Below are 24,611 nucleotides of genomic sequence, written 5' to 3'. Positions count from 1 at the left end.
AAAAAAAGCGAAAATTGATTTTTGGCGAAAGGTCAATATTGATAAGGGGTTCGCCGGTTTTATTAAAAAGAAGACAGAAAAAAAAGCGCCCGAATGTTTTACTCGTGCGCTTTCGACAAGCTTATTCATCTTTCTTGCTTTCTCACTTTTTCCTGCTTCATTGCCTCATCAGCAGCGTGGAATTCTGAAGCGTAATTCACTTCCTGAGCCTTTTTCAAGGTGGAATATTCTTCTTTGACCTGTTTTTTCTTACTCTCCATCTGTATCACCACATTTCCTTATAAGCTGTTTATAGGTTATGCAATCTCAAATGGGATATACTTCAAGCTTTTGCCACGGTCCCATACTTTTCCTACGCCTCTTTTGCCCCGAGCTCGTCAAGTGTAGGCTGTGCCGTTCTCATCATATAAAGATGGTACTGGTCTTTTTCAATTTGAAAAAGATGATAATGATCGCCTGATTGGTTAATCATCCGGTAAAGGTCGGGACGCAGTTCATTCGCTAGTGAACAATAAGGCAGCTTTTGTGCAGCCATTGTTGAGCGGATGTTTTCTTTACGAATCCGCATGAAAACGGTTTGAATATCACCGCTGAAAAATAGTTCACTAAAAAAAGCTTCCTTCGCCAATTTGTTATAGCCCTTCCCAAAATAAGGCTTTCCGATCCAAGTACCGAGGAATCCGCTGCCGTTTTCAATATCGTATAACGTGATGGCCCCGATAGGTGCGCCCCATTCATCAACAATTGTCCGGGAGATGAGTTCGCCGCGTTCTTCTGCTTCGATTGTCTGTTTTGTCAGAAAGACGAATTCATCATAGGAAGACACTTTTTGCCGAACGAAAGGAAATACAGCCGGATCTATTAACAGGTCATACATAACATGACAATCAGCGACGTCTCGTTTCTTTAAAGTCATCAAAAAAACCCCCTTTGGACATGGGGGCAGAACATTGGCACACCCCCGAATTTAACGATGAAACGAATCAAATTCAACTTGCAGACTGGCGGTGACCAAAAACCTTACAAATGTTCAAATAACTCTATATATGTTTAAATATTAAGATTAAACGTGTTTATTGATGTTGAATCATTGAATAAGGCTGATATTCGCTTGTATGCTCTTGAATACTTCTATATATTAATGGTTTTTCTTAAAAAAAGATACACTTTTTTATTAATTTTTTGTGAAAAATTTTCTCTTTTTTAGTGATTTTTTAACAGATCTTCTAAAGCCTGCTTTGCGTGCGGGAAATGATACTCGTAGCCGTGTCTTTTCGCCTTCTCAGGCAGAACCTGTTGTCCGTCTAAAACGAGCGTGCTCATCTCTCCAAGCAAGGCTTTTAAGGCAAAAGCAGGGGCCGGAAGCCAATGGGGACGTTGAAGAACAGCAGCGATTGTTTTGCCGAACTCCTTCATTTGCAGCGGCGCGGGAGCGGTCAGGTTGAGCGGCCCTTCCACCTCCTGATTTGTAAGGGCAAAGTCAATCATGCCGATGACATCGCGAATATGAATCCAGCTTACCCACTGGTTGCCCGACCCTAGAGTCCCTCCGGCAAATAATTGATAAGGAAGCAGCATTCTTTGCAGCGCACCTTCCTCCTTGTCGAGGACGATACCTAAACGGCAATAGACAACCCGGATACCGAGAGAGCGCGCGCTGCCGGCTTCATTTTCCCAGCGCTGGACAACATCGGATAGAAAGTCCGAGTCGACAGGGGCGGAATCTTCCTTGAAAACGGCTGTCTCCGAATGGCCGTAATAGCCGATCGCAGAAGCGTTAATCAGTACTTCCGGTTTCTTATCCAATGCGTTAAACAGATCAATGACCGCCCGGGTAGACTCGATCCTGCTCTGTAAAATGCGCTGTTTTCTTTTGGCGGTCCAGCGCCCCGCGCCTATTGATTCTCCAGCTAAATTGACAAAGGCATCAATTCCTTCCAGCAGTTGTTCCGGCCTCGCCGTTTCATTGAGCCATTCCACAAAGGTAATTCCGCTTTTCGATGGCTTATTGCCCGCGTTTCTTGTTAAAATGTAAACAGTATGACCTTGCTTGACGAAATGCTCGGACAGCTTTGTACCAATAAAGCCCGAGCCCCCGGCTATCGCAATTTTCATCGTGCATCCCTCCTGATTATTCTCTACCCTTTCAACGCTAAGAGTAGACAGTGTTATGCTTATTATAGAACAGGGAGGTGCTCCCATGGCGGCGATCATCACAAAAATTACGGCACAAAAGCGAAATAAGGCCCGTTACAACCTTTATCTTGATCGTGGATCAGGAGAAGAGTATGCCTGCAGTGTGGACGAGGATGTCCTTATTAAGTACCATTTGCGAAAAGGATTAGAGATTCAGGAAGAGGAACTGATCCGGCTGCTTGAAGAAGATGAAATGAAAAAGGCGTATCATCTCGCTCTCCATTATTTATCGTACCGGATGCGTTCGATTGCCGAGGTGCGCGATTATTTGCAGAAAAAAGAAAAGAAAGCAAGCGATATTGAAGCGGTTATTGCCAATTTACTTGAACAACAGCTGTTGAATGACGGGGAGTTTGCCCGTGCCTACATCCGTTCGAAAAAAAACAGTCTGCTGAGAGGGCCTTTTAAATTAAAGCAGGAGCTGCTGCAAAAGGGTGTGAAGGCTGATGTTGTTGACGAGGCGCTGATGGAATTTCCCCCTGGCGAACAGCAGGAGCGGATTGCAGCCTGGCTGCAAAAGCAGCAATCGCGCAGTCCGAAGCTGTCCGAACAGGCGTGGCGGACTAAATTGGCAAATCAATTGATGAGCAAAGGCTTTACCCATGAGGTGATTACGGCGGCCTTCCAGCAGGTCGAGCTTACAAACAGCGCGGATGAGGAATGGGATGCGATTATGTATCAAGGGGAGAAGCTTTTACGGAAATATACGAAATATGAGGGATGGGAACGGCAACAGAGAATCAAACAGGCCTTATACCGCAAAGGATTTTCACTTGAAATCATCGAGCGGTTTTTAACGGAACAGGAGCTAAAGTAGCTTATTTTGTCACAGGTTTGTGGTTGTCTTATAATGATCGTACAGAGAGGAATGACGAGATGGATACGAAACGCTTCAGTGAAATGTCAGAATTTGAATTAAAGCAGGAAATCGCCGCTTTAAATGAAAAGGCAAAAAAAGCAGAGCAATTAGGGATGATGAATGAATTTGCTGTTCATGAGAGAAGAATGCTGATGGCAAAAGCGTATTTGCTTGATCCGAATGATTTTCAACCGGGGAAAACATATCTCCTGACCGATGGTGAATCGAGCTTTCAAATATCCTATTTAAATGGCCACTTTGCCTGGGGATACCGCAATGACGGGACAGAGCTTGAAGCCGTTCCGATTTCCCTGTTGGCGAAGGAGAAATAAAAAAAACAGCGGTTTCGTCTGCGCAAATCCTATACCGAATAAAACGTTCGGTATAGGAATTTAAAACTGGACGCAGACTTTGCACACTGACGTATTTGCTATCTTTGACGTTTTCTTACGTTGTTTTTGAGCACAATCTCATGCTGAGTCATTTGTGTTTCCCCATTCACCTGATCTCCGGCATGCTTTGGATTGGCACGAGGGGAGTCGAAGGGATCTTTATAGCGAACGAATTGTTTCTCCTTACCCATAGCTGGCACCTCCGTCATCAGATAAGCTTATTTCCCGCCTTTGCGCATACGGTCGCGCGGGTGGGTGTTGATCGTGCCGTCTGCACGAAGCGACTGATGTTCATTATGATTTGGTGATTGTCCTGCAAATGATTTATGATTCGGAAAGCCCTTCGCTTTGTTTCGCATTTTTGTCAGCCCCCCTTGTGAAGTGCTCAACTGTAGTATAAGTAAACAGGTTCCGCACTATGTTGTATAAAGATTGTCAAAGGAGGAAGAACCGGTGGAGGATCAGTTCCGCAAGTTAACAGAACAGTTATTATCAGTCAATCAGGAGCTTTCCACGGGACAGGCGCGTACGTGGGTAGAAAGCCTATGGGAAGATTTTGAAGCGACGCGGGCTAAAGGAGGCTGGAGCTATAAAGGCCCTGAAGTGACCGCGCAGATTGTCAGCAAGTGGATTAACCAGTACGGTCCTCATTTGCATCGTTATCAGCCCCGCGATAAAAAATTCGCTCATCTTAACAAAGAAGACGAGCTAAAACAGTAAAGGGTGTACGCCTTTAAAGGGTTGTTTTTCCTTTTGACGTACACCCGAAACTTAACAGGCTATTCAGTTACAACATTTAATTTTTTTTGCAAAGTCTCCTCGCTGAATACCCAGCCTGTGTAGGAGCTGACAATTTCCAAATCCTTTGTCAGCTGAACAATGGCGACAAAGGGGTAATGTCCTTTACTGCGGTAGCGTAAGTCAACGAAGCGGACTTCGGTTAACTCACCTTTCTCCTCAACTTCCCAGCGATAAGTCGGGGAAAAGGAGAGAAAGGCTGCTAAATTTGGATCACGCCTGGCCGCAGAAATAACCGGAATATCTGGAATCGGATCAAATGAGTATTTCTCAAAGTACTCAATTTTGTTATTGCGTGATTCAGCGACATATAACAGCTCCGGTGTCCGAATGACAAGGTGCCACTGGTTCCAGCGAATCGAAGGAGAGACAAAAACATGGGTTGCATCTGGATGCAGCCTTTTCGCATGTTTGTCGACTTTCTTCTTTTCGAATATTCGCCAGCTGTAGTAAAGCACAAGGAGGAGATAAAGAATGAAAAAGGTCGGTCCGGCTGCAGCGCCGAATGCCCAGAGCGCAAAAGCTGCCAAGTGACTAAAAAAGATAAACGGGTCAAAGATGTTAATGACACCGAGCGCAATCCATTTATTTGAAATAGGTCTGAGCGCCTGTGTACCGTAAGAGTTGAAAATATCCACAAAGACATGGAGCACAACGGCAATAAAGGACCAAAGCAGCACGAGCTGCCAGTTAGTTTCAGGAGTAAATGCGACAATGCCTGCTGTAATAAGCAGGGGCCAGATAAAAAGAGCAGGCAGGGAATGAGTAATCCCGCGGTGATTTCGAATGTAGACCGCGTTGTTACGCAGCTTTAACACCGTATCGAAATCAGGCGCCTGAGAACCGATGATCGTCGCAATCATAATCGAAGTAGGCAGCAATGGATCATTTGCGATTGTAGGGTCGAGAGTCGCTAAGCCGCCAAGAGAGAGGCCCATGACAACATGTGTTCCAGTATCCAAGTTTGCAGACCTCCTTGTTAACATGAAAGCAAAATCAATGTCAGCCGATAAAGAACAGCCGGAAATTAGTTTTCTTATACTATAATGTATTTATACCCGGTTAAGCAACGGCTAAAAGAGGAGTTATAAAAATATGACAAAACCTTTACAAATTTTTATGGAATATAAGGTGAAAGAGGACCAAATTGGGCGATATGAAGAGGCGATGAAGGAAATTATTCAGGTGCTGCCCGAATACGGCGCAAGTCAGATCGAGTGGTTTGTGGCCGAGGATCAGCCTCATCTTTATGTGGAAATGTTTGCAGTGCCGACATTATCGCATTATCATGTATTAAAAAAATTGCGGAGATCAGAGGAGCATTCGCTCTTTCGGAAGATCGCGCCCTATATTGAAGGTGGAGCGGAAAACATTCATTGCTGGGCGTTTCAACGGAAAGAATAAGAGGAGGAAAAGAGTGGAGAACGAACTGCTGCAAGATTTTGCAACTGAGTCATTTAGAGAGAGTTTGGTCAACTGGTTTTATGAAAATCAACGGATATTGCCGTGGCGGGAGTCAAAGGACGCCTACAGAGTGTGGGTGTCGGAGATCATGCTCCAGCAAACGAGAGTCGAGACGGTTATTCCGTATTATGAAGCGTTTATGCGGCGTTTCCCTACCGCGGAGGATTTAGCGGCGGCGGATGAAGAGGACATTTTGAAAGCGTGGGAAGGGCTAGGCTATTATTCCCGCGTGCGCAATTTGCAAAGCGCAGTGAAGGAAGTCGTCGAACAATATGGCGGAAAGGTGCCCGATACAAAAGAAGAAATCTCCTCTTTAAAAGGGGTAGGCCCTTATACGGCGGGAGCGATTTTAAGCATTGCTTACGGCAAACCGGAACCGGCCGTTGATGGAAATGTGATGAGGGTGCTTTCGCGGATTTTGCTGATTGAGGAAGACATCGCGAAGCCGGCAGCGAGAAAACGGTTTGAACAGGTATTATATGAGCTGATTTCCAAAGAGGACCCGTCAGCCTTTAATCAAGGGTTGATGGAGCTGGGCGCATTGATTTGCACGCCTCGTTCCCCTGGCTGTCTGTTATGCCCCGTACGTCCGCATTGCCGGGCTTACGAGGCGGGTGTCCAGGAAGGATTGCCGATTAAGTCAAAAAAGAAAAAGCCGTTACCGAAGCTGATGGCGGCGCTGATTGTGCGCAATGAGGAGGGCGAAGTGCTGATTGAAAAGCGGCCCGCCGAAGGGCTTCTGGCACGGCTGTGGCAGTTTCCGAATATCGAAACGGCCGGCGTGGCCACTCAGAAGGAGGAGCTGGCCGCCTGGGCAGAGGAGCAGTTCCAGGTGGAAGCGCTGAGCAAGCCGGTGCAGACAGTCGAGCATGTGTTTTCTCATTTGATTTGGCAAATTACAGTATATGAAGCGCGGGTGAAAGGTCGTCCAATTGGAGAAAGCGAAAGCAGGAGATGGGTATCAAAACAGGAAATTGAGCAATTCGCATTCCCGGTTTCCCATCAGAAAATCATTCAGCATTCAATTTAGGAGGAAACGAGATGGAGCTTTATCTGGCTGACAAGGTCGTTCTTGTAACAGGCGGTTCAAAAGGAATCGGACGGGCCATCGCGGCCGCTTTTAAAGCGGAAGGCGCTGAAGTGGCGATCGTCGGTCGTGGAAAAGAAGCGCTTGAACGAGCGCGCAAGGAGCTTGATGTTTTCGCGATTGAGGGTGATGTGACGAAGGAAGAGGACCGGCGACAGATGATTGATGAAGTCATCAAACAATGGGGACGAATTGATATTCTGATCAATAATGCCGGCGGAAGCAACGGGACGACGGTCGCTAATACGGATGTCGCCTTGTTCTATGAAGCGATGGAGCTGAATTATTTTTCGGCGGTTGCCTTAAGCAAGCACGTCCTGCCTTATATGAAAGAAAGGCGCTCCGGCTGCATTATTAATATTACCTCGATTTTCGGCAGGGAATCCGGAGGAAAGGCGACTTACAATAATGCGAAAGCAGCTTTAATCAGTTTCACAAAGGCTTTAGCTGACGAAGCAATTGCCGATGGAGTCCGGGTTAACGGCGTAGCGCCAGGCTCCATTCTCCATCCAAGCGGAAACTGGCAAAAAAGACTCGAAGAAAACCCTGAGAAAATCAACCGCTTTATTAATGATCAAATTCCAGCCCGGCGGTTTGGCACACCGGAAGAAATTGCCGACGTAGTGACGTTTTTAGCCTCGGACAGAGCAAGCTGGATTGTCGGGGCGACGCTCAACGTCGACGGCGGACAATCAAAAGCTTTTTAGAGCTTTTCTTAAGCTCGAAGCAGTGAGCGGAACCGCCACGCTCTCTTTTAACAGCTTCCTCACAACGGGCTTATGGTGAGTGAAGCCACTGAAAAACCTCTTTTTCCGTAACTCGAAGAAGAGTAATGGCTCCGCGCGTTGCGCGCCTTACTACGAGAAACCCACTCGTAGCAAGGCTTTCAAAATCAGGAAACGGCTACGCTCATTACGAAAAAGCTGTTGAAAAAGTGAAAATCGTACTTTTTCAGCAGCTTCTCCTCTCTAAGCTTTTAAAGACATGTAGCGCCTCCGTTCATTGCATAAAAGAAGTGTCCCAAAGAATTTTTGGGACACTTCTTTATTGATCATCATTAATCAGGTGGATTTCGCTTATTTTTTGCTTTGTTTCAGCGGTGCCGAGGCGGTACAGCTCTTCAAAGACATCATTTAGTCCGCGCTGGAATTCGTTTTTATCGGCGTCGCCTGTTTCATCATCAAAATGCCGGAAGGAAAAGAGGTTCCCAAGTTCAACATCATGGGCCTGAACCTGGTGCAGCAGATCTTCCAGCGCTTTCTTTTCAGCAGGCGTCGCTTCAATTTCATATTCAATCAGTTGCCCGTCATCGACACGGGTCGGGCTGATCGTATCCATACTGATCGGATTTAAATTCACATAATATAATTGTTTTTCCATGAGCCTACTCCCCTTTCTAGCCTTAGCATGTCCAGTTTTGACAAAGATACCCGAACGCCGGGGAGCTTGATTGGCGATGAAAGAAAAGGCTGTCCCTGACTCGCTTGAGCAAAGTCCGGGGCAGCCTTTTTCCGTTTGCACCCTCATCAGTGAGAGAGGATGATTCGTCCGTTAATTTTCTTTTGTTCCACAAGCTCGTGAGCAGTGGCCGGTTCCGAGAATGGGAGCAATTTGCCGACATGCGCCTGTAAGGTGCCCGCCGCGAACTTTTCAGCAATCTCCTGCCCGGCCCGTTTCATTTCTTCAATTGGTGCGGTTAATAAAAGAATTCCTTGCAGGGAAGCATTTTTTGCGTTCAGCATCCGCCAAGGCAAGGTCGGAGTGTTGTCAACCGGAGAACCAATTGTCACGATCCGCCCGCCGGTGGCAATCATCTCTAAATCCTTTTCGATATTTTCACTTAATGACATATCAAGAATCAGATCGACGCCTTTTTGCTCCGTCAGCTCTTTCGCGCGCTCTACAAGATCCTCCTCCTTGTACATAATCACATTATCGGCGCCCGCTTCCTTGGCGAGTTTCGCTTTTTCGTCATCGCCAGCTGTGGCAATAACATGAGCACCTGACTGTTTCGCAAGCTGAACGGCTGCATGGCCGACGGCTCCCGCTGCGCCAAAGATGAGAACCGACTGGTTCGGTTGCAAGTCTCCACGATAATAAAGCGAAAGATGGGCGGTCATGAACGGCATTGCCAGCGCGGCCCCGTCCGTGAAGGTAGTATTCTCAGGAAGCGGGAAGACGAGCTCATGTGATACAGCGGCAAATTCCGCCGATGAGCCTTTAGCTCCCGTCGCCCAGACGCGGTCGCCAACAGCGACTCCGGTGACAGAGGAACCGATTTCGACAACTTCTCCCGCCAGGTCAAAATGAGGAATATGAGGGAAACTGTCGACAGGGCGAATCCCTTTCCGGAAATATGTATCAACTGGGTTTACTCCACTCGCTTTTACCGCAATAAGAACTTCTTTTGCCTGAATAACCGGCTTTTCGACTTCTGCTACCTTTAAGACAGAAGGATCTCCATATTGTTCGTATACGATTGCTTTCATGACTATCGCTCCTTTTCAATAAACTAAACGCTTTCAATTTTCATTTTATACGAATGTTTCGAAAAAACATATAATCTTGCTTTAAAAAGTTAAGGTTTCCTTTACAACTGGTTATCGTTTCGATTTGGAACGAATTTTTGTTTCAAAACGAAACAAGAAACACTTTCCGGTGTTGCTAGTCAGCGTTTTAATGGGGATTTCAAGTTGGCACGGTCATTGCATACTAATTACGTGAAATGATTCTGCAATTGAAGGAGAGAGCTCAAATGTTTTCAGAAAAAATGGATTTGCGTTTGCCTGGTCCGGTTCAAGTGCCGAAAGAAATTCAGCGCGCCATGCTGCAAAGCTTCGACAGTCCGATGATGGATTATCGGAACCCTCAGTTTCAGGAAGTGCTGCAACAGACAATTCAAAAAGCGAAAATGATTTTTCAAACGGAAAATTTAGTTATTCCGTTAACATCAAGTGGAGCGTCGGCGCTTGAGGCGGCGATTGTCAACACGGTCGGGAAGAACGATACGATCATCCTCTGTGTGATTGGCTACTTTGGGGAGTATTTGCAGAAGATCACAAACCATATCGGCTGTAACGTCGTGCGGATCGAGGCGGAATGGGGTGAGGTCATTGACCCTGAAGATGTCCGCAAGGCGCTGAAGGAGCATCCGGAAGCGAAGGCGGTTTTCGCCACTCATTGTGAAACGTCGACCTCCGCGCTTAATCCAATCCAAGAGATTGCCGCCATCGTAAAAGAGACCGACGCTTTATTTTTAGTTGATGCGGTCAGCTCGATTGTCGGCGCGCCCTTATATATGGATGAATGGGGGATTGACATCGTCGCGACCGGTGGGCAAAAAGCGTTAATGCTACCGCCTGGTCTGGCTTTGATTACGGTCAGTGAAAAGGGCTGGAATGTAATTGACCAGCAGGACTGTCCATCCTTCTACTTTGATTTATCTGCCTATCGCAAAAGCCTCGATGCCGGAGTGGGCACACCTTACACTCCTAATATCGCTCTCGTAAGCGGCTTGCTTGAAGCATGCAATATGATCGAACGAGGGGGAGGAATGGAACAGGAATTCAAGCGTCACGCCGCCCTGCGCGACATGACACGGGCGGGGGTCCGCGCATTAGGGGTTGAATTATTAGTCGCCGACGAAGCAGCCAGTCCGACGCTAACCGCGGTAAAGCTGGAGGAAGCAGACGAGTTTCGCAAGCTGATGCGTGAAACCTTTCATATTGCGCTGGGGGGCGGACTTGGAAAAGTAAAAAACAAAATAGTGCGGCTTGGTCATATGGGCTATACAGATGCAGCCGATATTTTGAAAATGTTCGCCGCAATTGAATTGGGATTGAGACAGTCCGGCCATGACGTTGAACTCGGGGCCGGGGTCGCAGCCGCGCAAAAGCAATGGCTTGAAAATCCAAATTGTTAATAAAATTCCAAAATTCAAACTTGCTCGTTTCATTGCGTGCTATGATAGAACTATCAAGTCGCAAGGGGTGGACGACATGTCTGAAATCGTTATTTTAGCTCCAATAAACGAATTGGTAGAAGTTGCTCAGGAAGCCTGTGAGAAAACGGGAGAACAAATCCCGATCAAAAAAGTTTCTCTTGCAGAAGCGGTTCGCATCGCGAAACAATGCGAACAGGCCGGAGCTGAGATCATTATTAGCCGCGGCACAGTAGGCTCGACGATCAGCGGTTCCGATATTACGATTCCGGTCGTGCAAATTCCGATTACAGGTTATGATTTGCTGCGGACGATCATGAAAGCGTTTAAATGCGGAACGAAGGTCGGCATTGCCGATACGGCTGAAGTATTGCAAGGAGTGGAAAGCATCGAGGCCTCTCTTGGACGGAAAATCGAAAAAGTTCAGGTAAATACATTGGAGGAAGTCAAAGCGGGCGTCGCGGAATTGCTTGAGCGTAAGATTGATGTATTGATCGGCAAAAACATTTACGTCAACGAGGTGAAAGAGACTGATGTTAAAACGGTCATGCTTTCATCCGGTGTTGAATCAGTCATTCAGGCAATCAACGAAGCGAAAAGCTTAATCGACGTAAGACGGGCGGAAATCTCGCGGACAAAGCAGCTGAAAGCGATTCTTGATTTTATCGCGGAAGGAGTCATCGCTGTTGATGATAAAGGAATTATCACCGTCTGCAATCCTCCTGTCAGCAAAATTCTAAATATTCCGTATGATCGCCTGATTGGAAGGCCGATTGAAGAGGTGTTTTCAAACTCGCGTATTAAAAAGGTCATCGCCACCGGAAAAGAAGAGTTGAACCGGATTCAGGAGGAAAACGGCGTTAAGATTATTACGAATCAGATTCCGATCAGGCATGAAAATAGCGTGTTCGGCGCGGTTTGCACCTTTCAGGAGCTTCAGGTGCTGCAGCGCCAGGAGCAGGAAATCCGGAAAAAGCTGCTTCATCGCGGTCATGTGACGAAATACCGCTTTGAGAATATCGTCGGCAAAAGCCCTGTTTTTTTAGAAGCGCTGGAAAAGGTGAGACGTTACTCACAAGTCGACTCCACAGTGCTATTGACGGGTGAAACAGGAGTGGGAAAGGAAGTGTTCGCCCACTTACTCCACGCCTACAGCAAGCGTTCGGACGGTCCATTCGTCGCTGTTAACTGCGCCGCGATCCCGGCCAATTTGCTGGAAAGTGAGCTGTTCGGCTATGTCGACGGCGCTTTTACCGGAGCGAGAAAAGGCGGGAAGACAGGGCTGTTCGAGCTTGCCCATCGCGGCACGATTTTTCTTGATGAAATTGGTGAACTGGATGAATCGTTGCAGGCACAGCTGCTTCGCGTTCTTCAGGAAGGAGAGGTCATGCGGCTTGGCGATGAGCGCGTCATTCCGATTGATATTCGGGTGATTGCGGCGAGCAACCGCGACTTCGCCAAAATGATGGAAGAAGCCAAATTCCGTGCTGATCTCTATTACCGCCTTAATATTCTCGACATTATCATTCCTGCGCTGCGGGAGCGGGCCGACGACATTCCACTATTATGTGATTATTTCATCGCCGAGCTTACGCCAAGCATCCAGCGGGAGATCAAAGGCTTCGATCAGGAAGCGTTAACGCTCTTGCAGCGCTACCAATGGCCTGGAAACATCAGACAGCTGCGCAATGTCGTCGAGCGCTCAATGATTCTCTCGCCGGAGAGCACGATCAGCGCAGAAACGGTAAAAGTCGCCGGCGGAAAAGATTTTGCTGACTATATCGCAGCGGAAAAAGGAGAGGCACAAGATCAGGGGAAGCTGCAAAATTTTGAACGCGATTATATTCTCCAGGTGCTGAAGCAGGTGAATGGAAATAAGACGGAAGCGGCGAAAATACTTGGCATTGGCCGGACGACGTTATGGCGCAAAATCAATAATAAATAAAGGAGAATGGCCTATGAAGGATACAATGATATCTTCCTTGTTGGACGACAAAGTGATTACCCGCCTGAAGGAAATCTTCGGCGCCGATCGTGTCATGACAGGGAAAACTGATATGATCACTTACTCATATGATGCTTCATTTGAAACGCAGCTTCATCCGCGGGAACCGGAAGTGGCGGTGATCGCTCTCTCAACCGAGGAAGTAAGCGAATGCGTCAAGCTGGCAAATGATTATCAGATCCCGGTCTATCCCCGCGGGGCCGCCACTGGGCAAACAGGGGGAGCTGTGTCGACGAAAGGCGGCATCATGATCGATCTGTCTAAGATGAACCGTATTGTAGAAATCGACTACAAAAATATGCAGGCGATCATCGAGCCAGGTGTGGTGCAAAATGATTTGAATGAAGCGTTGAAGCCATATGGACTGCGGTTTCCGCCTGATCCGGGAAGCGCCAATATGTGTACGATCGGCGGCATGGTCGCAAACAATTCGAGCGGGCTGCGCGCGGTGAAATACGGCGTGACACGGCATTATGTACTCGGCATGGAGGTTGTTCTTCCAACCGGCGAAGTGATCGTAACAGGGGGAGCGAAATCAAAGGCGTTAAAATCGGTTTCCGGCTATGACCTCGCTCACCTATTAATCGGTTCTGAAGGAACACTTGGCATAATGACCCGTTTACGGCTTAAGCTGCTGCCTCTTCCGGTGACGCGCGGGATCGTTTTATGCTCGTTCGAGCAGCTTGAGCAGGCCGGTGAAGCGGTCAACGCTGTCTTCTCGTCAGGACTTCAACCATCAGCGATTGAAATTATGGATTTCAACTGTACGAAGGCTGTGAAAATGATGAAGCCCGAAATCGATTTGCCGCTTGATTGTGAGGCCGTGCTCGTATTTGAGGTTGATGGGGCGAAGGAAGAAGTCACCTCTCAAGTCAACCGCTTAAAGAAAGTGGTAGAGCCTTATACGAATTTCCTTCGATTCAGCGATGAGCCGGATGAATGCGAGCAGCTTTGGCAGGCGAGAAAGCTCGTTGGCGCCTCCGTCGGTTTGCTGAAGCCGGGTGGTTTCAGAGTATATGGAGGAGAGGATATTTGCGTACCGATTTCGCGTTTGCCGGAAACGTTGCGGGCGATTCATAACATTGCCGAGAAATACGGAATAGTGTGCGGGATTTACGGTCATGTCGGCGATGGCAATATGCATACCGGCCCGGTCATTAACCGCAATAATGAGCTGGAAATGACAAATGTGCAAAAAATGATCGATGATATTCACGAGCTGGCGATTGAGATGGAAGGAACGACGACGGCTGAGCATGGAGTCGGGCTTGTCCGGGCGAAATATATGGATCTGGAGCACGGCGCGGCAATGGATGTAATGCGGGCGATTAAGAAAACGCTCGATCCGAACAATATTTTAAATCCGGGAAAAATGGCGTTGCCGAATTAAGAACCCTTTGGAGGTGAGGAAATGAAAACGCTAACAGCGGAAGAGTCAATGCATACGTGCGTGCGTTGCGGCGCATGCCGCGGTGTTTGTCCGACGCTCGACATTACGGGGAGGGAAGCGGATGGTCCGAGGGGACGGGTGCTGATGGCGCGGAGCCTGATTGAAGGCGAGATTCCGGTCAATCAGGAGATTAAGCAGCAGCTGGATCGCTGTCTTCTTTGCTCAGCCTGCGTTGATGCCTGTCCGATTGATGTGCAGGTGCCGGACATTGTTATGCTGGCGAAAGAGAAAGTCGCTGCTGCAGTCGAGAGCAGCACGGCCGTCGCAACCGATCTGGAGAAGCCGTCCTATCCGGTGCGAACCTTTAAAGATTTCTTCTTCGATAAAATCCTGCCGAACCAGAAGCGCCTGAATCAAGTCGGCCATTTGCTATGGTTCTATCAAAAAAGCGGGCTGCAAACGGTCACCCGCGGGCTTGGCATTATGAAGCTTTTTCCGGAACAGCTCCGGCTCATGGAGCGCATCACTCCGGCTGTGGAAGCGCCTCGTAAGCGAAAGCCGCATCCGGAATTTACCGCCCGTGCGAATACCGATGCACCGGCCAAAGCTCGTGTCGCTTTTTTTCAGGGCTGTATTATGGATGTAATGTTCAGAAAGACAAATGAAAATTCGATCAAGCTGCTGGCGAAAACCGGCTTTGACGTTGTCACACCGACATTGCAGAAATGCTGTGGGGCTCTTCATCATCACAGTGGCAAAGTCGACAAAACGATAGAGCTTGCCAAGCTGAATATCGAAGCGTTTGAAGAAGCGGAAGTTGATTATATTATTTCAAATGCAGGAGGCTGTGGCGCTGCATTAAAGGAATATGTTGATTTGTTTAGAGATGATCCCGAGTGGCTGCCGCGGGCGAAAGCTTTTTCGGCAAAAATTCGTGACATTAGTGAACTGATTTATGAGAAAGGGGAGATGCCGGAGACCGTCGGAAGAGGAGAGCGGGTCACCTATCAGGCGTCCTGTCATTTGCAATATGTGATGAAGGTGAAGGATGCGCCGGCACAGCTTGTCAAAAAAGTGCCGGAGACCGAATATGTCGAGCTGGCCGATAAAAAGCTGTGCTGCGGCTCGGCGGGAATTTACAACCTGTTGCAGCCGAAGCTGGCCAATGACATCCTTGATAAAAAGATGAAGCATGTGCAGCAAACAGATTCGGCGGTACTTCTCACAGCTAATCCCGGCTGCTTTTTGCAAATGAAGCTTGGCATCCATAAAGAGGGCATGGAGGAACAAATCGAAGCAAAGCATGTTGTCGATTATTTAGTAGAGTCGATTGAAAGAGCTGAAGGAGATCAGGAGGAAAACAGCAAAATCATTGAGATGCAAGGAGGAGATATTCATGCAAAACTATGAGAAGGTTGGAAGTTTTCAAGTCGCTTCAGAGCTGTACCAGTTTATTAACACAGAAGCACTGCCGGACAGCGGTGTGGAGCAGCAGCAATTTTGGACTGATTTTGAAGCATTGGTTAAGGAGTTTGCACCGGAAAACAAAGCACTGCTTGCCGAGCGTGATGCCCTCCAGCAGAAAATTGACGACTGGTATCGGAAAAATAGTGGAGCATTTGAATTTGCGCAGTATAAATCCTTCCTGACAGAAATTGGATACTTGGAGCCTGAGCCGGAGGATTTCCAAATTACGACCGATCAGGTTGATGTCGAATTTTCTAGCCAGGCGGGTCCGCAGCTCGTTGTTCCGGTTAATAACGCCCGCTATGCAATCAATGCCGCCAATGCCCGCTGGGAAGCTTATATGATGCCCTTTACGGCACTGATGCGATTTCCGAAGAGGGCGGGGCAGAGCGCGGTGAGGGATACAATCCGGTCCGTGGCGAAAAGGTTATTTCCTTTTCGAAAGATTTTCTTGATAAAACGTTTCCTTTGGAAAACGGCTCTCATCATGAGGTGACAGACTATCGGCTGATCAATGGTCAACTTACGATTGCTCTTGAGAATGGTCAATCTGCTATGTTAGCTAATGAAGAAAAGTTTGTCGGCTATCAGGGAGCGCCGGATGCGCCAAGCTCGATTTTGCTGAAAAACAACGGCCTCCATATTGAGATTCAAATTGACCGGACACATCCTATCGGAAAAACAGACAAAGCCGGCGTGAAGGATATCGTCGTCGAAGCGGCGATTACAACGATCATGGATTGCGAGGATTCGGTGGCGGCGGTCGATGCGGAAGATAAAGTACTCGTGTACCGCAACTGGCTTGGGTTAATGAAAGGCGATCTTTCAGCGACCTTCGCTAAAGGAGGAAAGCAAATCACTCGTACGCTTCAGCCTGACCGTCAGTATACGACCGCCGCGGGAGATGAGATTACGCTGCGCGGACGTTCGATGATGCTCGTCCGCAATGTCGGCCATCTGATGACCATTAACGCCGTGCTCGACCAAAACGGCGAAGAAATTCCGGAGGGGATTCTTGACGCTGTCGTGACGAGCTTAATTGCGAAGCACACGCTGCTTGGCAATGGCATATACCAAAACTCGTCGGAAGGCTCCATTTATATTGTAAAACCGAAAATGCACGGCTCCAAAGAGGTAGCCTTTGCCAACACGTTATTTGCTCGCGTTGAGAAGATGCTCGGGCTGATGCCGGATACGCTGAAAATCGGCGTCATGGATGAAGAACGGCGGACATCGTTAAATTTAAAAGCGTGCATTCGAGAGGTGAAGGACAGAGTCGTCTTTATAAATACCGGCTTCCTTGACCGGACAGGGGATGAAATTCACACTTCGATGGAAGCGGGACCGATGATCCGGAAAAACGATATGAAATCGGCAGCCTGGCTTGGCGCGTACGAAAAATCAAATGTGCAAACCGGATTGGAGACAGGGCTGCAAGGAAAAGCCCAGATCGGCAAAGGAATGTGGGCGATGCCTGATTTAATGAAGGCAATGCTTGAACAAAAATCAGCTCAGCTTGAAGCAGGGGCGAATACAGCCTGGGTGCCATCACCGACAGCGGCGGCCCTTCATGCTCTCCATTATCATGAGATTGATGTCATAGCCGTGCAAAATGAGCTGAAGCAGAAAGCCGAACGCTACCAAGATGCGATACTGGAGCTGCCTGTGGCGCAGGAGGCTCATTGGAGCGCGGAGGAGATTCAGCAGGAGCTTGATAATAACGCGCAAGGCATTCTCGGCTATGTCGTCCGCTGGGTGGAGCAGGGAGTCGGCTGCTCGAAGGTCCCTGACATTACGAATATCGGCTTGATGGAAGACCGGGCGACATTGAGGATTTCGAGCCAGCATATGGCGAACTGGCTCCGTCATGGTATTTGCATGGAAGAGCAAGTAGTGGAAACGCTGAAACGAATGGCGAAGGTTGTCGATGAACAAAACAGCCATGATCCGGCCTATCGTCCGATGGCAGCTAACTTTGACGAGTCCGTCGCTTTCCAGGCGGCAAAAGATTTGGTTTTTAGAGGAAGAGAGCAGCCGAATGGTTATACTGAGCCTATTTTGCATCAGCGTAGAATTGAATTTAAAGCGAAAACAGCGCAAAGAGCGTAACGGCTGACAAAAAAAGCATGTAATAAGGAGATGAAGGAAATGCGGACCATCAGAGAGAAGGCATTAGCCCTGCACAAGCAAGCGAACGGAAAACTAAGCGTTGATTTGAAAGTTGAGTTAAACAGTATGGAAGACTTAAGTTTAGCCTATTCTCCTGGGGTCGCAGAGCCGTGCACAGCTATTCACCAACATCCGGAGAAGGTTTATGATTATACGATAAAAGGCAACCTCGTCGGCATTATCTCCGATGGCACGTCGGTGCTTGGACTTGGCAATATCGGAGGCGAAGCTTCGATGCCGGTGATGGAAGGAAAGGCGGCTTTGTTTAAAGCATTTGCCAATATTGACGCGTTTCCGATTTGTTTAAACACGCAGGACCCGGACGACATTATTCAAACGGTTAAAGCGATGGAGCCGACATTCGGCGGCATTAATCTCGAGGATATTTCAGCGCCGAATTGTTTTATTATTGAGGAGCAGTTAAAGAAAGAGATGAACATTCCGGTTTTTCATGATGACCAGCACGGGACAGCAATCGTTACGGCAGCAGGCTTGCTCAATGCTTTAAACTATGTCAACAAGGAAATGGAAGATGTGACGGTAGTCGTCAATGGAGCGGGGGCAGCGGGCATCGCCATTACGAAATTGCTGCTGCATATTGGAGTGAATGACCTGATTCTTTGTGATTCAAAGGGACCGATTCATCAAGGTCGAAGCGGTTTAAATGAAATGAAACAATCAATTGCCGGACAGACGAATCAACGGCAAATTTCTGCCTCACTCGCAGAAGCGGTCAAGGGGGCGGATGTATTTATTGGTGTCTCAGTTGCCGGAGCGCTGACAAGCGAGATGATTTCGACGATGAATGAAGACCCGATTATTTTTGCGATGGCGAATCCCCAGCCGGAAATCATGCCGGATGCTGCCAAGGCGGCCGGGGCAGCTGTCATCGGCACAGGACGGTCAGATTTGCCGAATCAGGTGAACAATGTGCTCGCTTTCCCGGGTATTTTTAAAGGAGCATTGAGTGTGAGAGCTTCCGAGATCAATGAAGAAATGAAAATAGCGGCGGTATATGCGATCGCCAATTTAATTGAACGGGAAAGCCTCACAGCTGATTATGTGATTCCGAACGTATTCGACGCGCGCGTCGTTCCGGCAGTGGCCGAAGCAGTGGCACAAACGGCTATTGAAACAGGAGTCGCAAGAAGAGCTACAACAAGTGATGCGGTCATATAAGGGAGGAAGGATGCAATGAAATTTATCAGATATGAGCAAAATGGACAGATTCATCACGGTGTGCTTGAAGGCACAACGATTAAGAAAATTAGCGGGACAATTTTTGGAGCGTGGGAGGAGACGGGGGATACGGTCACGAGCTCAGATGTTCAGGTGCTGGCACCACTTGAACCGCGAAATATTATCGGCATCGGCGCGAACTTCGTTGGCCAAACGGATGATTTACCTGAAACATTGCCGGAGATTCCTGTCTTTTTCTTCAAGCCGACCTCGTCTGTCATCGGACCGGGGGAAGATATCGTGATACCCCCGGCGCTTGAGGAAGTAAAATTTGAATCAGAACTGGCGGTGATCATCGGGAAAGAAGCTAAAAATGTCCCCGAAGATAGCGTGCTTGATTACGTCTTCGGCTATACGGTGGCCAATGACGTCACAGCGCCGCAATATTTCCATGAAAATGGTCATTGGACAATCGGCAAAGCATTTGACACATTTACGCCGCTTGGACCTGTCATTGAGACGGAGCTTGATCCGTTTGGCGTGAATGTTACCGCGACACTGAACGGAGTCGAAAAGCAAAACAGTCCAACGAGCTTGATGATTGTTCCGATCAGAAAAATGATTTCTTATCTTTCGCAGGTGATGACGCTACAGCAAGGGGATGTAATCCTGACCGGCAGTCCGCTCGGAGCGGAATTTGTGCGGGATGGAGATCAGATTGAGTGTGAAATAAAGGAAATCGGCGTTCTGAGAAATACGTTTGTCGTAGAGTGAGGGAGAGGCATAACGAGGCAGCATACAGCAGCAACGGCTCCGCTCATTGCTTAAAGGCTAGGATAAAAGGGTAAAAAACAACCTTTTATCCTAGCCTCTTTTTCGTTTCTAAATGAAACGGAGCGTGAACAAGATGGTGCAATAAGAAACATTTTTTATGTGAGAAGCAGAGAAATCACACAGGATTCCAAGCTTTTTTTGCTGGTACGTTTTTTGCATGCAACTATCAATGGGACGCAATTCATGATCTGAGGGGGTGGAACAGATGGGTTGCTGTTAGAAGCTGCAAGATAATGATAGCGCTTTCTTTTTTGTTATTGGAACCGAACCAAAGAAATGGGGGAGATCATTGTGCAAATGAAAAAAATCGTAATTCCGTTTCTGTTATTAGCAATGGTTGTACTGATGCAAGCCTGTGGAGGAGGCGCGACGGATGAAGCCGCCGCCGGAGAAGGGACTACGGAGGAAGGGTCGGGCTCTGCCAGCGGATATCCGGAGAGGCCGATTGAAATTATTGTTGGGTTTGGGGCCGGTGGCGGCAGCGATAATTTTGCAAGAGCGATTGCCAAGGAACTCGAAGATATCCTCGATGCGACGGTCAACATTGTAAACCTTGAAGGAGCGGCTGGAATCCACGCTGCCGATCATGTCGCCCGCGCACCGGCTGATGGCTATACGATCTGGTCCATGACTTCGAACTATCCGATCAATCTTGCTTCTGGCAGCACTCCTCATGAGTTAAGCACGTATAAGGCAATTGGTCGTGTCCAGCACGACACGATGGCTTTTCATGCGTTGAGTGATGGCAGGTTTGCGGACATTGATGATCTGATTGCTCAGGCAAAGGAAAGTCCGGGAGAAATTATGATTGGCGGGACGGGTTCCGCCGGGTTCGATGAACTTGTCGTCAGGCAGTTTGAAGAAGCGACAGGGACGAAATTAAATTATATTTCCTATGAAGGCGCCGGGGAAATGACAGCAGCATTGTTAGGCGGCCATATTGATGTCATTGCCGAGGAACCTGGGCCGGCGATGGGCTATCTTCAGGAGGGAACATTGAACATGCTCGTCGCTTTCGCGGATTCCCCATTAGAAGGCTTTGAGGATACCCCGATTTCAACAGAAATAGGGATTGACGTAACAGATGGGCAAAACCGCGGATTTATGGTTCATGCCGATACACCGCCGGAGATTGTCGAGCTTTTGGAGCAGGCGCTTGAAGAAGCAAAAGAGCGCCCTGATTATAAAGAATACGAAGAAGCGAATTATTTGCATTTGCGCGATGGCTGGTTAAATTCAGAGGACTTTATGAAAGAGCTGGAGAACCTGACCGAGACATATGGTTCGATTTTGGAAGGGCTGCAATAACATTGGCAGAGTCGTTGAAGCAGGAAACCCGCTTTCCTGCTTACTTTTCTATTGTCGTGTCGCCTTCTTAGCACGATTTACGGCGGCTCCGCTCATTGCTTAGAGGCTCGGATAAAAGGTAAAGAACAGCCTTTTATCCGAGCCTCTTTTAACATCCGCACGATTTTCGAATCAGCAGTGAGGTCGGTAATTCGATATGCTGGCAATAGTCGTTATTATTGATTTTGCTGAGCAAGGCATCGAATGCTGTAATGCCGATCGTTTCGGGCGCCAGGCGGACGGTTGTGACGGGAGGGTCAATAATGGAAGCAGCTTCAAAGTCGCCGCAGCCAATAACAGCAACATCTTCGGGGCAGGCAAGCTCCATTTCATGAAGAGCTTCAATCGAGCCGATCGTTGTCAGATCATTGACGCAAAACAGCGCAGTAAGCTGCGGGTGTTTTGCTAATAACGCTTTTGTTGCTCTTTTTCCACCTTCTACTGTAGCATTGGTGGCGACTAGATAATCCTCGTTTACGTGTAGGTTATGCTTTAGTAAAGCCTCTTTGTAACCTTTAATCCGCTCTTCCGTCGTCGTGATGTAATTTTTCCTTAACCCGCAAACTAAGCCGATTTCCTGGTGGCCGTGTTTAATAAGATGCGTAGTCGCGTCAAAGCCCGCCTGATAGTTGTTCGCCCCGACCCTTGGAATCTGATCGTACAAAGTATCATAGCGGTTGACGAAAACAATCGGGAACTGTTTATCAATCAGTTTTTGCAAGTAGGTTAAATTGCTTGAGGTAGGAGATAAAATCAACCCATCAACCATTTTCGAATGGAGAAGATGGATCGTTTCCCGCTCGTACTCTTCATTTTCATTCGTGTTCACGAAGAGCAGATTATAGCCTGCTTCCTGTGCTCGTCTGCCAATTCCATTGACGATATTCGTAACATGTGAATCGGGAAAGCTGGATACAACTAAGCCTGCTGTTTTGGTCGAATGATTTCGCAAGCTTTGAGCCATTGAATTAGGAACATAATTATATTTCTTAATGAGATCCGTTATGATTTTATGCTTTTCTGCTGATATTTTTTTAGTTCCGTTGATGACATGTGAAACGGTGGTGACCGAAACCCCAGCTTCTTGCGCAATCGTTTTCATCGTTATTTTCATTATGTAACTCCTAACTCCTCTATCTAATAGAATAGCGTAAATTAATTTCTCCCTATAGTAAGTGTAACGATCCCCCGTATTGAATTCAACGAATGTATCCCAGGAACAGCAGCAGGTTTAGGTTTAACGATTAACTATTTAGGGTGCAGAAATTAATGTTTTTTCCATTATACCTAAAAAACGAGCTTTTGATATGTTTTTTGTTCTGAAGCAGAGAGAAAGAAATGGATTGCATTAATTCGCTTTATTATAAGGTATTTGCTGAAATTGGATAAATGAGACGCTTAATAAAATTAATTTTCAGAAAGTTATTGACACGAAAAGGAACATATTTTATAGTCTAAATAGGTTAAACGTTTAACCTATTTACGGAAATTAGTTGCATATTAAGTAAGTTTTTTACTGATGTTAAACGTTTAATTAACGGAGGTGAAATAGAACGTTATTCCGCTTTAGTAAACTGTTATCGACTTATTTATTTGAATTTTCGAAAAGAGAGTGTGGCTAAATGATGAAAAAGATAGGTTTGATTGGCGTTGGAGCAATTGGCAGAGGAGTGCTGAAAAATTTACGGAAAAACAATTGTGAAGTGCTTGCCTATGACATTTCAGAAGCAGGACAGGAGGCAATTAAAGGAGCGGGAGGTCTCGTTGCCCGTCATCCGCGAGAGGTTGCGCAGTTTGCAGATGTGATGTTTTTAAGTCTTCCCGGGCCGCAGGTCATTAAGGAGCTGTTTCACGGAGAGGACGGAATAGCGGATTCAATTCTCGGCGGAACTAGAATTCTCGATCTAAGTACAATCGATCCGGCGACGACGCGGGAGATGAATACTTTCTGTCAGCAGCGTGGCGCTTATTATTTTGACTGCCCGGTCAGTGGAGGTCCTGCCGGAGCGGAGGACGGGACACTGACGATTATGGTTGGCGGCGATCAGGAGCAGTTCGAGGAAGTGCGAACGTATGTTGAGTACATCGGTGGAAATATTGAATACATCGGAGATTCAGGATTGGCGCAGGCGTTGAAGCTCTGCCATAACATGGTCGGAGCAGCAAATATCGTCGCTTTAGGTGAAGCGTTCGCGACAGGGGTTAAGCACGGGCTGAATGTTCAAGTCATCGCTGATGTGATTGGAAAAAGCTTAGCCGGCAGCAGATCATTGGAGTATTTCGGTCCCAATATTATTCACAACACCTATGAAAATGTTAAATTCATGCTAAATCATATGCATAAGGATCTTGGCCTCTATGTACGGATGACACAGCAAATCGGAGTCCCTTCCTTTATTGGCGCAAGCGCGTATAACTTATATCACGCAGCGAGAAACAATGGAAAAGGTCCGCTCGATCATACGGCTGTTTGCCAGGTGATTGAACAGTTAGCCGGTGTTACGTTAATTGAAAACAATCATTTGCCAAAAGCGGAATTGAAAGCGGTGTCATTAGAGGGAGCTAAAAAAGTCGGTTTAATCGGTGTCGGCGCTATTGGCAGAGGAGTGCTGAAAAATTTACGAAAAAACAATTGTGAAGTGCTTGCCTATGATATTTCAGAAGCAGGGCAGGAAGCTATTCGTCAGGCGGGAGGTCTCGTTGCCCGTCATCCAAGGGAGGTAGCGCAATTTGCTGATGTGATCTTTTTAAGCCTTCCTGGTCCGCAGGTGATTAAGGAGCTGTTTCAAGGAGAGGATGGGATAGCTGATTCGATTCTCAGTGGAACAAGGATTCTGGATTTAAGTACGATTGATCCGGCGACAACGCGTGAAATGAATGACTTCTGTCAGCGGCGTGACGCTTATTACTTTGATTGCCCGGTCAGCGGGGGACCTGCCGGAGCCGAAGATGGAACATTGACGATCATGGTTGGCGGGGATAAAGAACGGTTTGAGGAAGTGCTCGCCTATGTCGAATATATTGGCGAGAACATTGAATACATCGGAGAGTCTGGATTGGCACAAGCGTTGAAGCTCTGCCACAACATGGTCGGGGCGGCAAGCATCGTCGCTTTGGGCGAGTCGTTTGCGACAGGGGTTAAGCACGGATTGGATGTAAAAGTGATGGCTGATGTATTTGCGAAAAGCATGGGCAACAGTAAAATTTTGCAATATTTCGGTCCGAATATTATTTATAACACCTATGAAAACGTCAAATTCATGCTAAATCATATGCATAAGGATCTCGGTCTCTTTATGGAGATGACGCAGAGGGCCGAAGTGCCGTCCTTTGTCGGAACAAGCACCTACAATTTGTTCCATACAGCGAAAATTCATAATAAGGGTGCACTGGACCAGACGGCGGTTTGTCAAGTGATAGAGGATTTAGCCGCAGTGAAGCTGGTTGAAAATGTCGCCTCGGTTTAATGAAAATGAAGAGCTTA

General features: G+C 47.4%; 24 protein-coding genes and 1 pseudogene. 16 read left to right on the top strand and 9 right to left on the bottom strand.

Annotated elements, in window-relative coordinates; all coding sequences use genetic code 11:
• Positions 1 to 125 precede the first annotated feature (125 nt).
• From M3202_RS09780 to M3202_RS09770, 3 genes are all read right to left on the bottom strand, one after another.
• Positions 126 to 260, bottom strand: coding sequence for a YfhE family protein (locus tag M3202_RS09780; RefSeq protein ID WP_251223161.1), 135 nt, complete (start codon positions 258 to 260; stop codon positions 126 to 128).
• 92 nt (positions 261 to 352) lie between these two features.
• Positions 353 to 916: a GNAT family N-acetyltransferase gene (locus M3202_RS09775; protein ID WP_251223160.1), complete on the bottom strand. Its 564-nt coding sequence runs from the start codon at positions 914 to 916 to the stop codon at positions 353 to 355.
• Between the two features lie 287 nt (positions 917 to 1,203).
• Positions 1,204 to 2,115, bottom strand: coding sequence for a TIGR01777 family oxidoreductase (locus M3202_RS09770; RefSeq protein ID WP_251223159.1), 912 nt, complete (start codon positions 2,113 to 2,115; stop codon positions 1,204 to 1,206).
• Positions 2,116 to 2,200: 85 nt separating this feature from the next.
• Between M3202_RS09770 and recX the strand changes: the two genes are divergently transcribed.
• Both recX and M3202_RS09760 read left to right on the top strand, forming a co-directional pair.
• The gene (gene recX, locus M3202_RS09765) at positions 2,201 to 3,013 is read left to right on the top strand and encodes a recombination regulator RecX (protein ID WP_251223158.1); all 813 of its coding nucleotides are present in this window, start codon (positions 2,201 to 2,203) and stop codon (positions 3,011 to 3,013) included.
• 59 nt (positions 3,014 to 3,072) lie between these two features.
• Positions 3,073 to 3,387 carry a YfhH family protein gene (locus tag M3202_RS09760; RefSeq protein WP_251223157.1) on the top strand — a complete coding sequence of 105 codons (315 nt, stop codon included), beginning with the start codon at positions 3,073 to 3,075 and terminating at the stop codon, positions 3,385 to 3,387.
• 98 nt (positions 3,388 to 3,485) lie between these two features.
• Here M3202_RS09760 and M3202_RS09755 read toward each other — a convergent pair whose 3' ends face one another.
• Together M3202_RS09755 and sspK are read right to left on the bottom strand one after the other, a co-directional pair.
• Positions 3,486 to 3,638, bottom strand: coding sequence for a YpzG family protein (locus tag M3202_RS09755; protein WP_251223156.1), 153 nt, complete (start codon positions 3,636 to 3,638; stop codon positions 3,486 to 3,488).
• A gap of 27 nt (positions 3,639 to 3,665) precedes the next feature.
• Positions 3,666 to 3,806, bottom strand: a complete 141-nt coding sequence (sspK, locus tag M3202_RS09750; RefSeq protein WP_251223155.1) for a small acid-soluble spore protein K — start codon at positions 3,804 to 3,806, stop codon at positions 3,666 to 3,668.
• 94 nt (positions 3,807 to 3,900) lie between these two features.
• Here sspK and M3202_RS09745 point away from each other — a divergent pair, with 94 nt between their 5' ends.
• Positions 3,901 to 4,167 (top strand): YfhJ family protein, encoded by a 267-nt coding sequence (locus M3202_RS09745; RefSeq protein ID WP_251223154.1) that lies wholly within the window; start codon positions 3,901 to 3,903, stop codon positions 4,165 to 4,167.
• A 59-nt stretch (positions 4,168 to 4,226) separates the two neighbouring features.
• On the opposite strand, the gene M3202_RS09740 is transcribed toward M3202_RS09745, so the two are convergent.
• A complete protein-coding gene (locus tag M3202_RS09740; RefSeq protein ID WP_251223153.1) occupies positions 4,227 to 5,207 on the bottom strand; it encodes a metal-dependent hydrolase in 981 nt (326 codons plus the stop codon).
• A gap of 133 nt (positions 5,208 to 5,340) precedes the next feature.
• On the opposite strand from M3202_RS09740, the gene M3202_RS09735 reads away from it, so the two are divergent.
• The 3 genes from M3202_RS09735 to M3202_RS09725 are packed head-to-tail and all read left to right on the top strand — an operon-like array spanning position 5,341 to position 7,503.
• Positions 5,341 to 5,649, top strand: coding sequence for an MFS transporter (locus M3202_RS09735; protein WP_251223152.1), 309 nt, complete (start codon positions 5,341 to 5,343; stop codon positions 5,647 to 5,649).
• Between the two features lie 13 nt (positions 5,650 to 5,662).
• Positions 5,663 to 6,739, top strand: a complete 1,077-nt coding sequence (gene mutY, locus M3202_RS09730; protein ID WP_251223151.1) for an A/G-specific adenine glycosylase — start codon at positions 5,663 to 5,665, stop codon at positions 6,737 to 6,739.
• 11 nt (positions 6,740 to 6,750) lie between these two features.
• Positions 6,751 to 7,503 (top strand): SDR family NAD(P)-dependent oxidoreductase, encoded by a 753-nt coding sequence (locus tag M3202_RS09725; RefSeq protein ID WP_251223150.1) that lies wholly within the window; start codon positions 6,751 to 6,753, stop codon positions 7,501 to 7,503.
• A gap of 337 nt (positions 7,504 to 7,840) precedes the next feature.
• Here the strand turns inward: M3202_RS09725 and M3202_RS09720 are convergent, their stop codons facing one another.
• Together M3202_RS09720 and M3202_RS09715 are read right to left on the bottom strand one after the other, a co-directional pair.
• The gene (locus tag M3202_RS09720) at positions 7,841 to 8,176 is read right to left on the bottom strand and encodes a hypothetical protein (protein WP_251223149.1); all 336 of its coding nucleotides are present in this window, start codon (positions 8,174 to 8,176) and stop codon (positions 7,841 to 7,843) included.
• A 146-nt stretch (positions 8,177 to 8,322) separates the two neighbouring features.
• Positions 8,323 to 9,285: an NADPH:quinone reductase gene (locus M3202_RS09715; protein WP_251223148.1), complete on the bottom strand. Its 963-nt coding sequence runs from the start codon at positions 9,283 to 9,285 to the stop codon at positions 8,323 to 8,325.
• A 266-nt stretch (positions 9,286 to 9,551) separates the two neighbouring features.
• Between M3202_RS09715 and M3202_RS09710 the strand changes: the two genes are divergently transcribed.
• The 9 genes and pseudogenes from M3202_RS09710 to M3202_RS09675 all read left to right on the top strand — a co-directional run bounded on the left by M3202_RS09710 (position 9,552) and on the right by M3202_RS09675 (position 21,088).
• Positions 9,552 to 10,718, top strand: a complete 1,167-nt coding sequence (locus tag M3202_RS09710) for a pyridoxal-phosphate-dependent aminotransferase family protein (protein ID WP_251223147.1) — start codon at positions 9,552 to 9,554, stop codon at positions 10,716 to 10,718.
• A gap of 76 nt (positions 10,719 to 10,794) precedes the next feature.
• Positions 10,795 to 12,681, top strand: coding sequence for a sigma 54-interacting transcriptional regulator (locus M3202_RS09705; RefSeq protein ID WP_251223146.1), 1,887 nt, complete (start codon positions 10,795 to 10,797; stop codon positions 12,679 to 12,681).
• Between the two features lie 13 nt (positions 12,682 to 12,694).
• On the top strand, positions 12,695 to 14,131 hold the full coding sequence (locus M3202_RS09700; protein ID WP_251223145.1) for an FAD-binding oxidoreductase: 1,437 nt from the start codon (positions 12,695 to 12,697) through the stop codon (positions 14,129 to 14,131).
• 21 nt (positions 14,132 to 14,152) lie between these two features.
• Entirely contained in the window at positions 14,153 to 15,541 is a 1,389-nt protein-coding gene (locus M3202_RS09695) for a (Fe-S)-binding protein (RefSeq protein ID WP_251223144.1), read from the top strand.
• A pseudogene (locus tag M3202_RS22700) lies at positions 15,528 to 15,686 on the top strand (hypothetical protein); the annotation flags it as partial. The gene M3202_RS09695 and the pseudogene M3202_RS22700, both read left to right, overlap by 14 nt.
• 239 nt (positions 15,687 to 15,925) lie before the next feature.
• Positions 15,926 to 17,707 (top strand): malate synthase G, encoded by a 1,782-nt coding sequence (locus M3202_RS09690; RefSeq protein WP_432805971.1) that lies wholly within the window; start codon positions 15,926 to 15,928, stop codon positions 17,705 to 17,707.
• A 39-nt stretch (positions 17,708 to 17,746) separates the two neighbouring features.
• Positions 17,747 to 18,946, top strand: coding sequence for an NAD(P)-dependent malic enzyme (locus M3202_RS09685; protein WP_251223143.1), 1,200 nt, complete (start codon positions 17,747 to 17,749; stop codon positions 18,944 to 18,946).
• Positions 18,947 to 18,961: 15 nt separating this feature from the next.
• A complete protein-coding gene (locus M3202_RS09680) occupies positions 18,962 to 19,720 on the top strand; it encodes a fumarylacetoacetate hydrolase family protein (protein ID WP_251223142.1) in 759 nt (252 codons plus the stop codon).
• Positions 19,721 to 20,077: 357 nt separating this feature from the next.
• A complete protein-coding gene (locus tag M3202_RS09675; protein WP_251223141.1) occupies positions 20,078 to 21,088 on the top strand; it encodes a tripartite tricarboxylate transporter substrate binding protein in 1,011 nt (336 codons plus the stop codon).
• A 148-nt stretch (positions 21,089 to 21,236) separates the two neighbouring features.
• Here the strand turns inward: M3202_RS09675 and M3202_RS09670 are convergent, their stop codons facing one another.
• Positions 21,237 to 22,241, bottom strand: a complete 1,005-nt coding sequence (locus M3202_RS09670) for a LacI family DNA-binding transcriptional regulator (RefSeq protein WP_251223140.1) — start codon at positions 22,239 to 22,241, stop codon at positions 21,237 to 21,239.
• 508 nt (positions 22,242 to 22,749) lie between these two features.
• Here M3202_RS09670 and M3202_RS09665 point away from each other — a divergent pair.
• Complete coding sequence (locus M3202_RS09665) at positions 22,750 to 24,594, top strand: NAD(P)-dependent oxidoreductase (protein WP_251223139.1); 1,845 nt, start codon at positions 22,750 to 22,752, stop codon at positions 24,592 to 24,594.
• Positions 24,595 to 24,611: the final 17 nt, after the last annotated feature.

This window comes from Halalkalibacter oceani, assembly GCF_023715605.1.
GTDB classification, from domain to species: domain Bacteria; phylum Bacillota; class Bacilli; order Bacillales; family Bacillaceae_D; genus Halalkalibacter; species Halalkalibacter oceani.
The sequence above is the reverse complement of the archived record's forward strand: the minus strand, read 5'-3'. Positions and strand labels throughout refer to the sequence as shown.

Excerpts from the sequence above, each read along its gene's own strand:
- M3202_RS09780 (WP_251223161.1), bottom strand. The coding sequence starts at position 260 with ATGGAGAGTAAGAAAAAACAGGTCAAAGAAGAATATTCCACCTTGAAA.
- M3202_RS09775 (WP_251223160.1), bottom strand. The coding sequence starts at position 916 with ATGACTTTAAAGAAACGAGACGTCGCTGATTGTCATGTTATGTATGAC.
- M3202_RS09770 (WP_251223159.1), bottom strand. The coding sequence starts at position 2,115 with ATGAAAATTGCGATAGCCGGGGGCTCGGGCTTTATTGGTACAAAGCTG.
- recX (WP_251223158.1), top strand. The coding sequence starts at position 2,201 with ATGGCGGCGATCATCACAAAAATTACGGCACAAAAGCGAAATAAGGCC.
- M3202_RS09760 (WP_251223157.1), top strand. The coding sequence starts at position 3,073 with ATGGATACGAAACGCTTCAGTGAAATGTCAGAATTTGAATTAAAGCAG.
- M3202_RS09755 (WP_251223156.1), bottom strand. The coding sequence starts at position 3,638 with ATGGGTAAGGAGAAACAATTCGTTCGCTATAAAGATCCCTTCGACTCC.
- sspK (WP_251223155.1), bottom strand. The coding sequence starts at position 3,806 with ATGCGAAACAAAGCGAAGGGCTTTCCGAATCATAAATCATTTGCAGGA.
- M3202_RS09735 (WP_251223152.1), top strand. The coding sequence starts at position 5,341 with ATGACAAAACCTTTACAAATTTTTATGGAATATAAGGTGAAAGAGGAC.
- M3202_RS09725 (WP_251223150.1), top strand. The coding sequence starts at position 6,751 with ATGGAGCTTTATCTGGCTGACAAGGTCGTTCTTGTAACAGGCGGTTCA.
- M3202_RS09720 (WP_251223149.1), bottom strand. The coding sequence starts at position 8,176 with ATGGAAAAACAATTATATTATGTGAATTTAAATCCGATCAGTATGGAT.
- M3202_RS09715 (WP_251223148.1), bottom strand. The coding sequence starts at position 9,285 with ATGAAAGCAATCGTATACGAACAATATGGAGATCCTTCTGTCTTAAAG.
- M3202_RS09710 (WP_251223147.1), top strand. The coding sequence starts at position 9,552 with ATGTTTTCAGAAAAAATGGATTTGCGTTTGCCTGGTCCGGTTCAAGTG.
- M3202_RS09705 (WP_251223146.1), top strand. The coding sequence starts at position 10,795 with ATGTCTGAAATCGTTATTTTAGCTCCAATAAACGAATTGGTAGAAGTT.
- M3202_RS09700 (WP_251223145.1), top strand. The coding sequence starts at position 12,695 with ATGAAGGATACAATGATATCTTCCTTGTTGGACGACAAAGTGATTACC.
- M3202_RS09695 (WP_251223144.1), top strand. The coding sequence starts at position 14,153 with ATGAAAACGCTAACAGCGGAAGAGTCAATGCATACGTGCGTGCGTTGC.
- M3202_RS09685 (WP_251223143.1), top strand. The coding sequence starts at position 17,747 with ATGCGGACCATCAGAGAGAAGGCATTAGCCCTGCACAAGCAAGCGAAC.
- M3202_RS09680 (WP_251223142.1), top strand. The coding sequence starts at position 18,962 with ATGAAATTTATCAGATATGAGCAAAATGGACAGATTCATCACGGTGTG.
- M3202_RS09675 (WP_251223141.1), top strand. The coding sequence starts at position 20,078 with ATGAAAAAAATCGTAATTCCGTTTCTGTTATTAGCAATGGTTGTACTG.
- M3202_RS09670 (WP_251223140.1), bottom strand. The coding sequence starts at position 22,241 with ATGAAAATAACGATGAAAACGATTGCGCAAGAAGCTGGGGTTTCGGTC.
- M3202_RS09665 (WP_251223139.1), top strand. The coding sequence starts at position 22,750 with ATGATGAAAAAGATAGGTTTGATTGGCGTTGGAGCAATTGGCAGAGGA.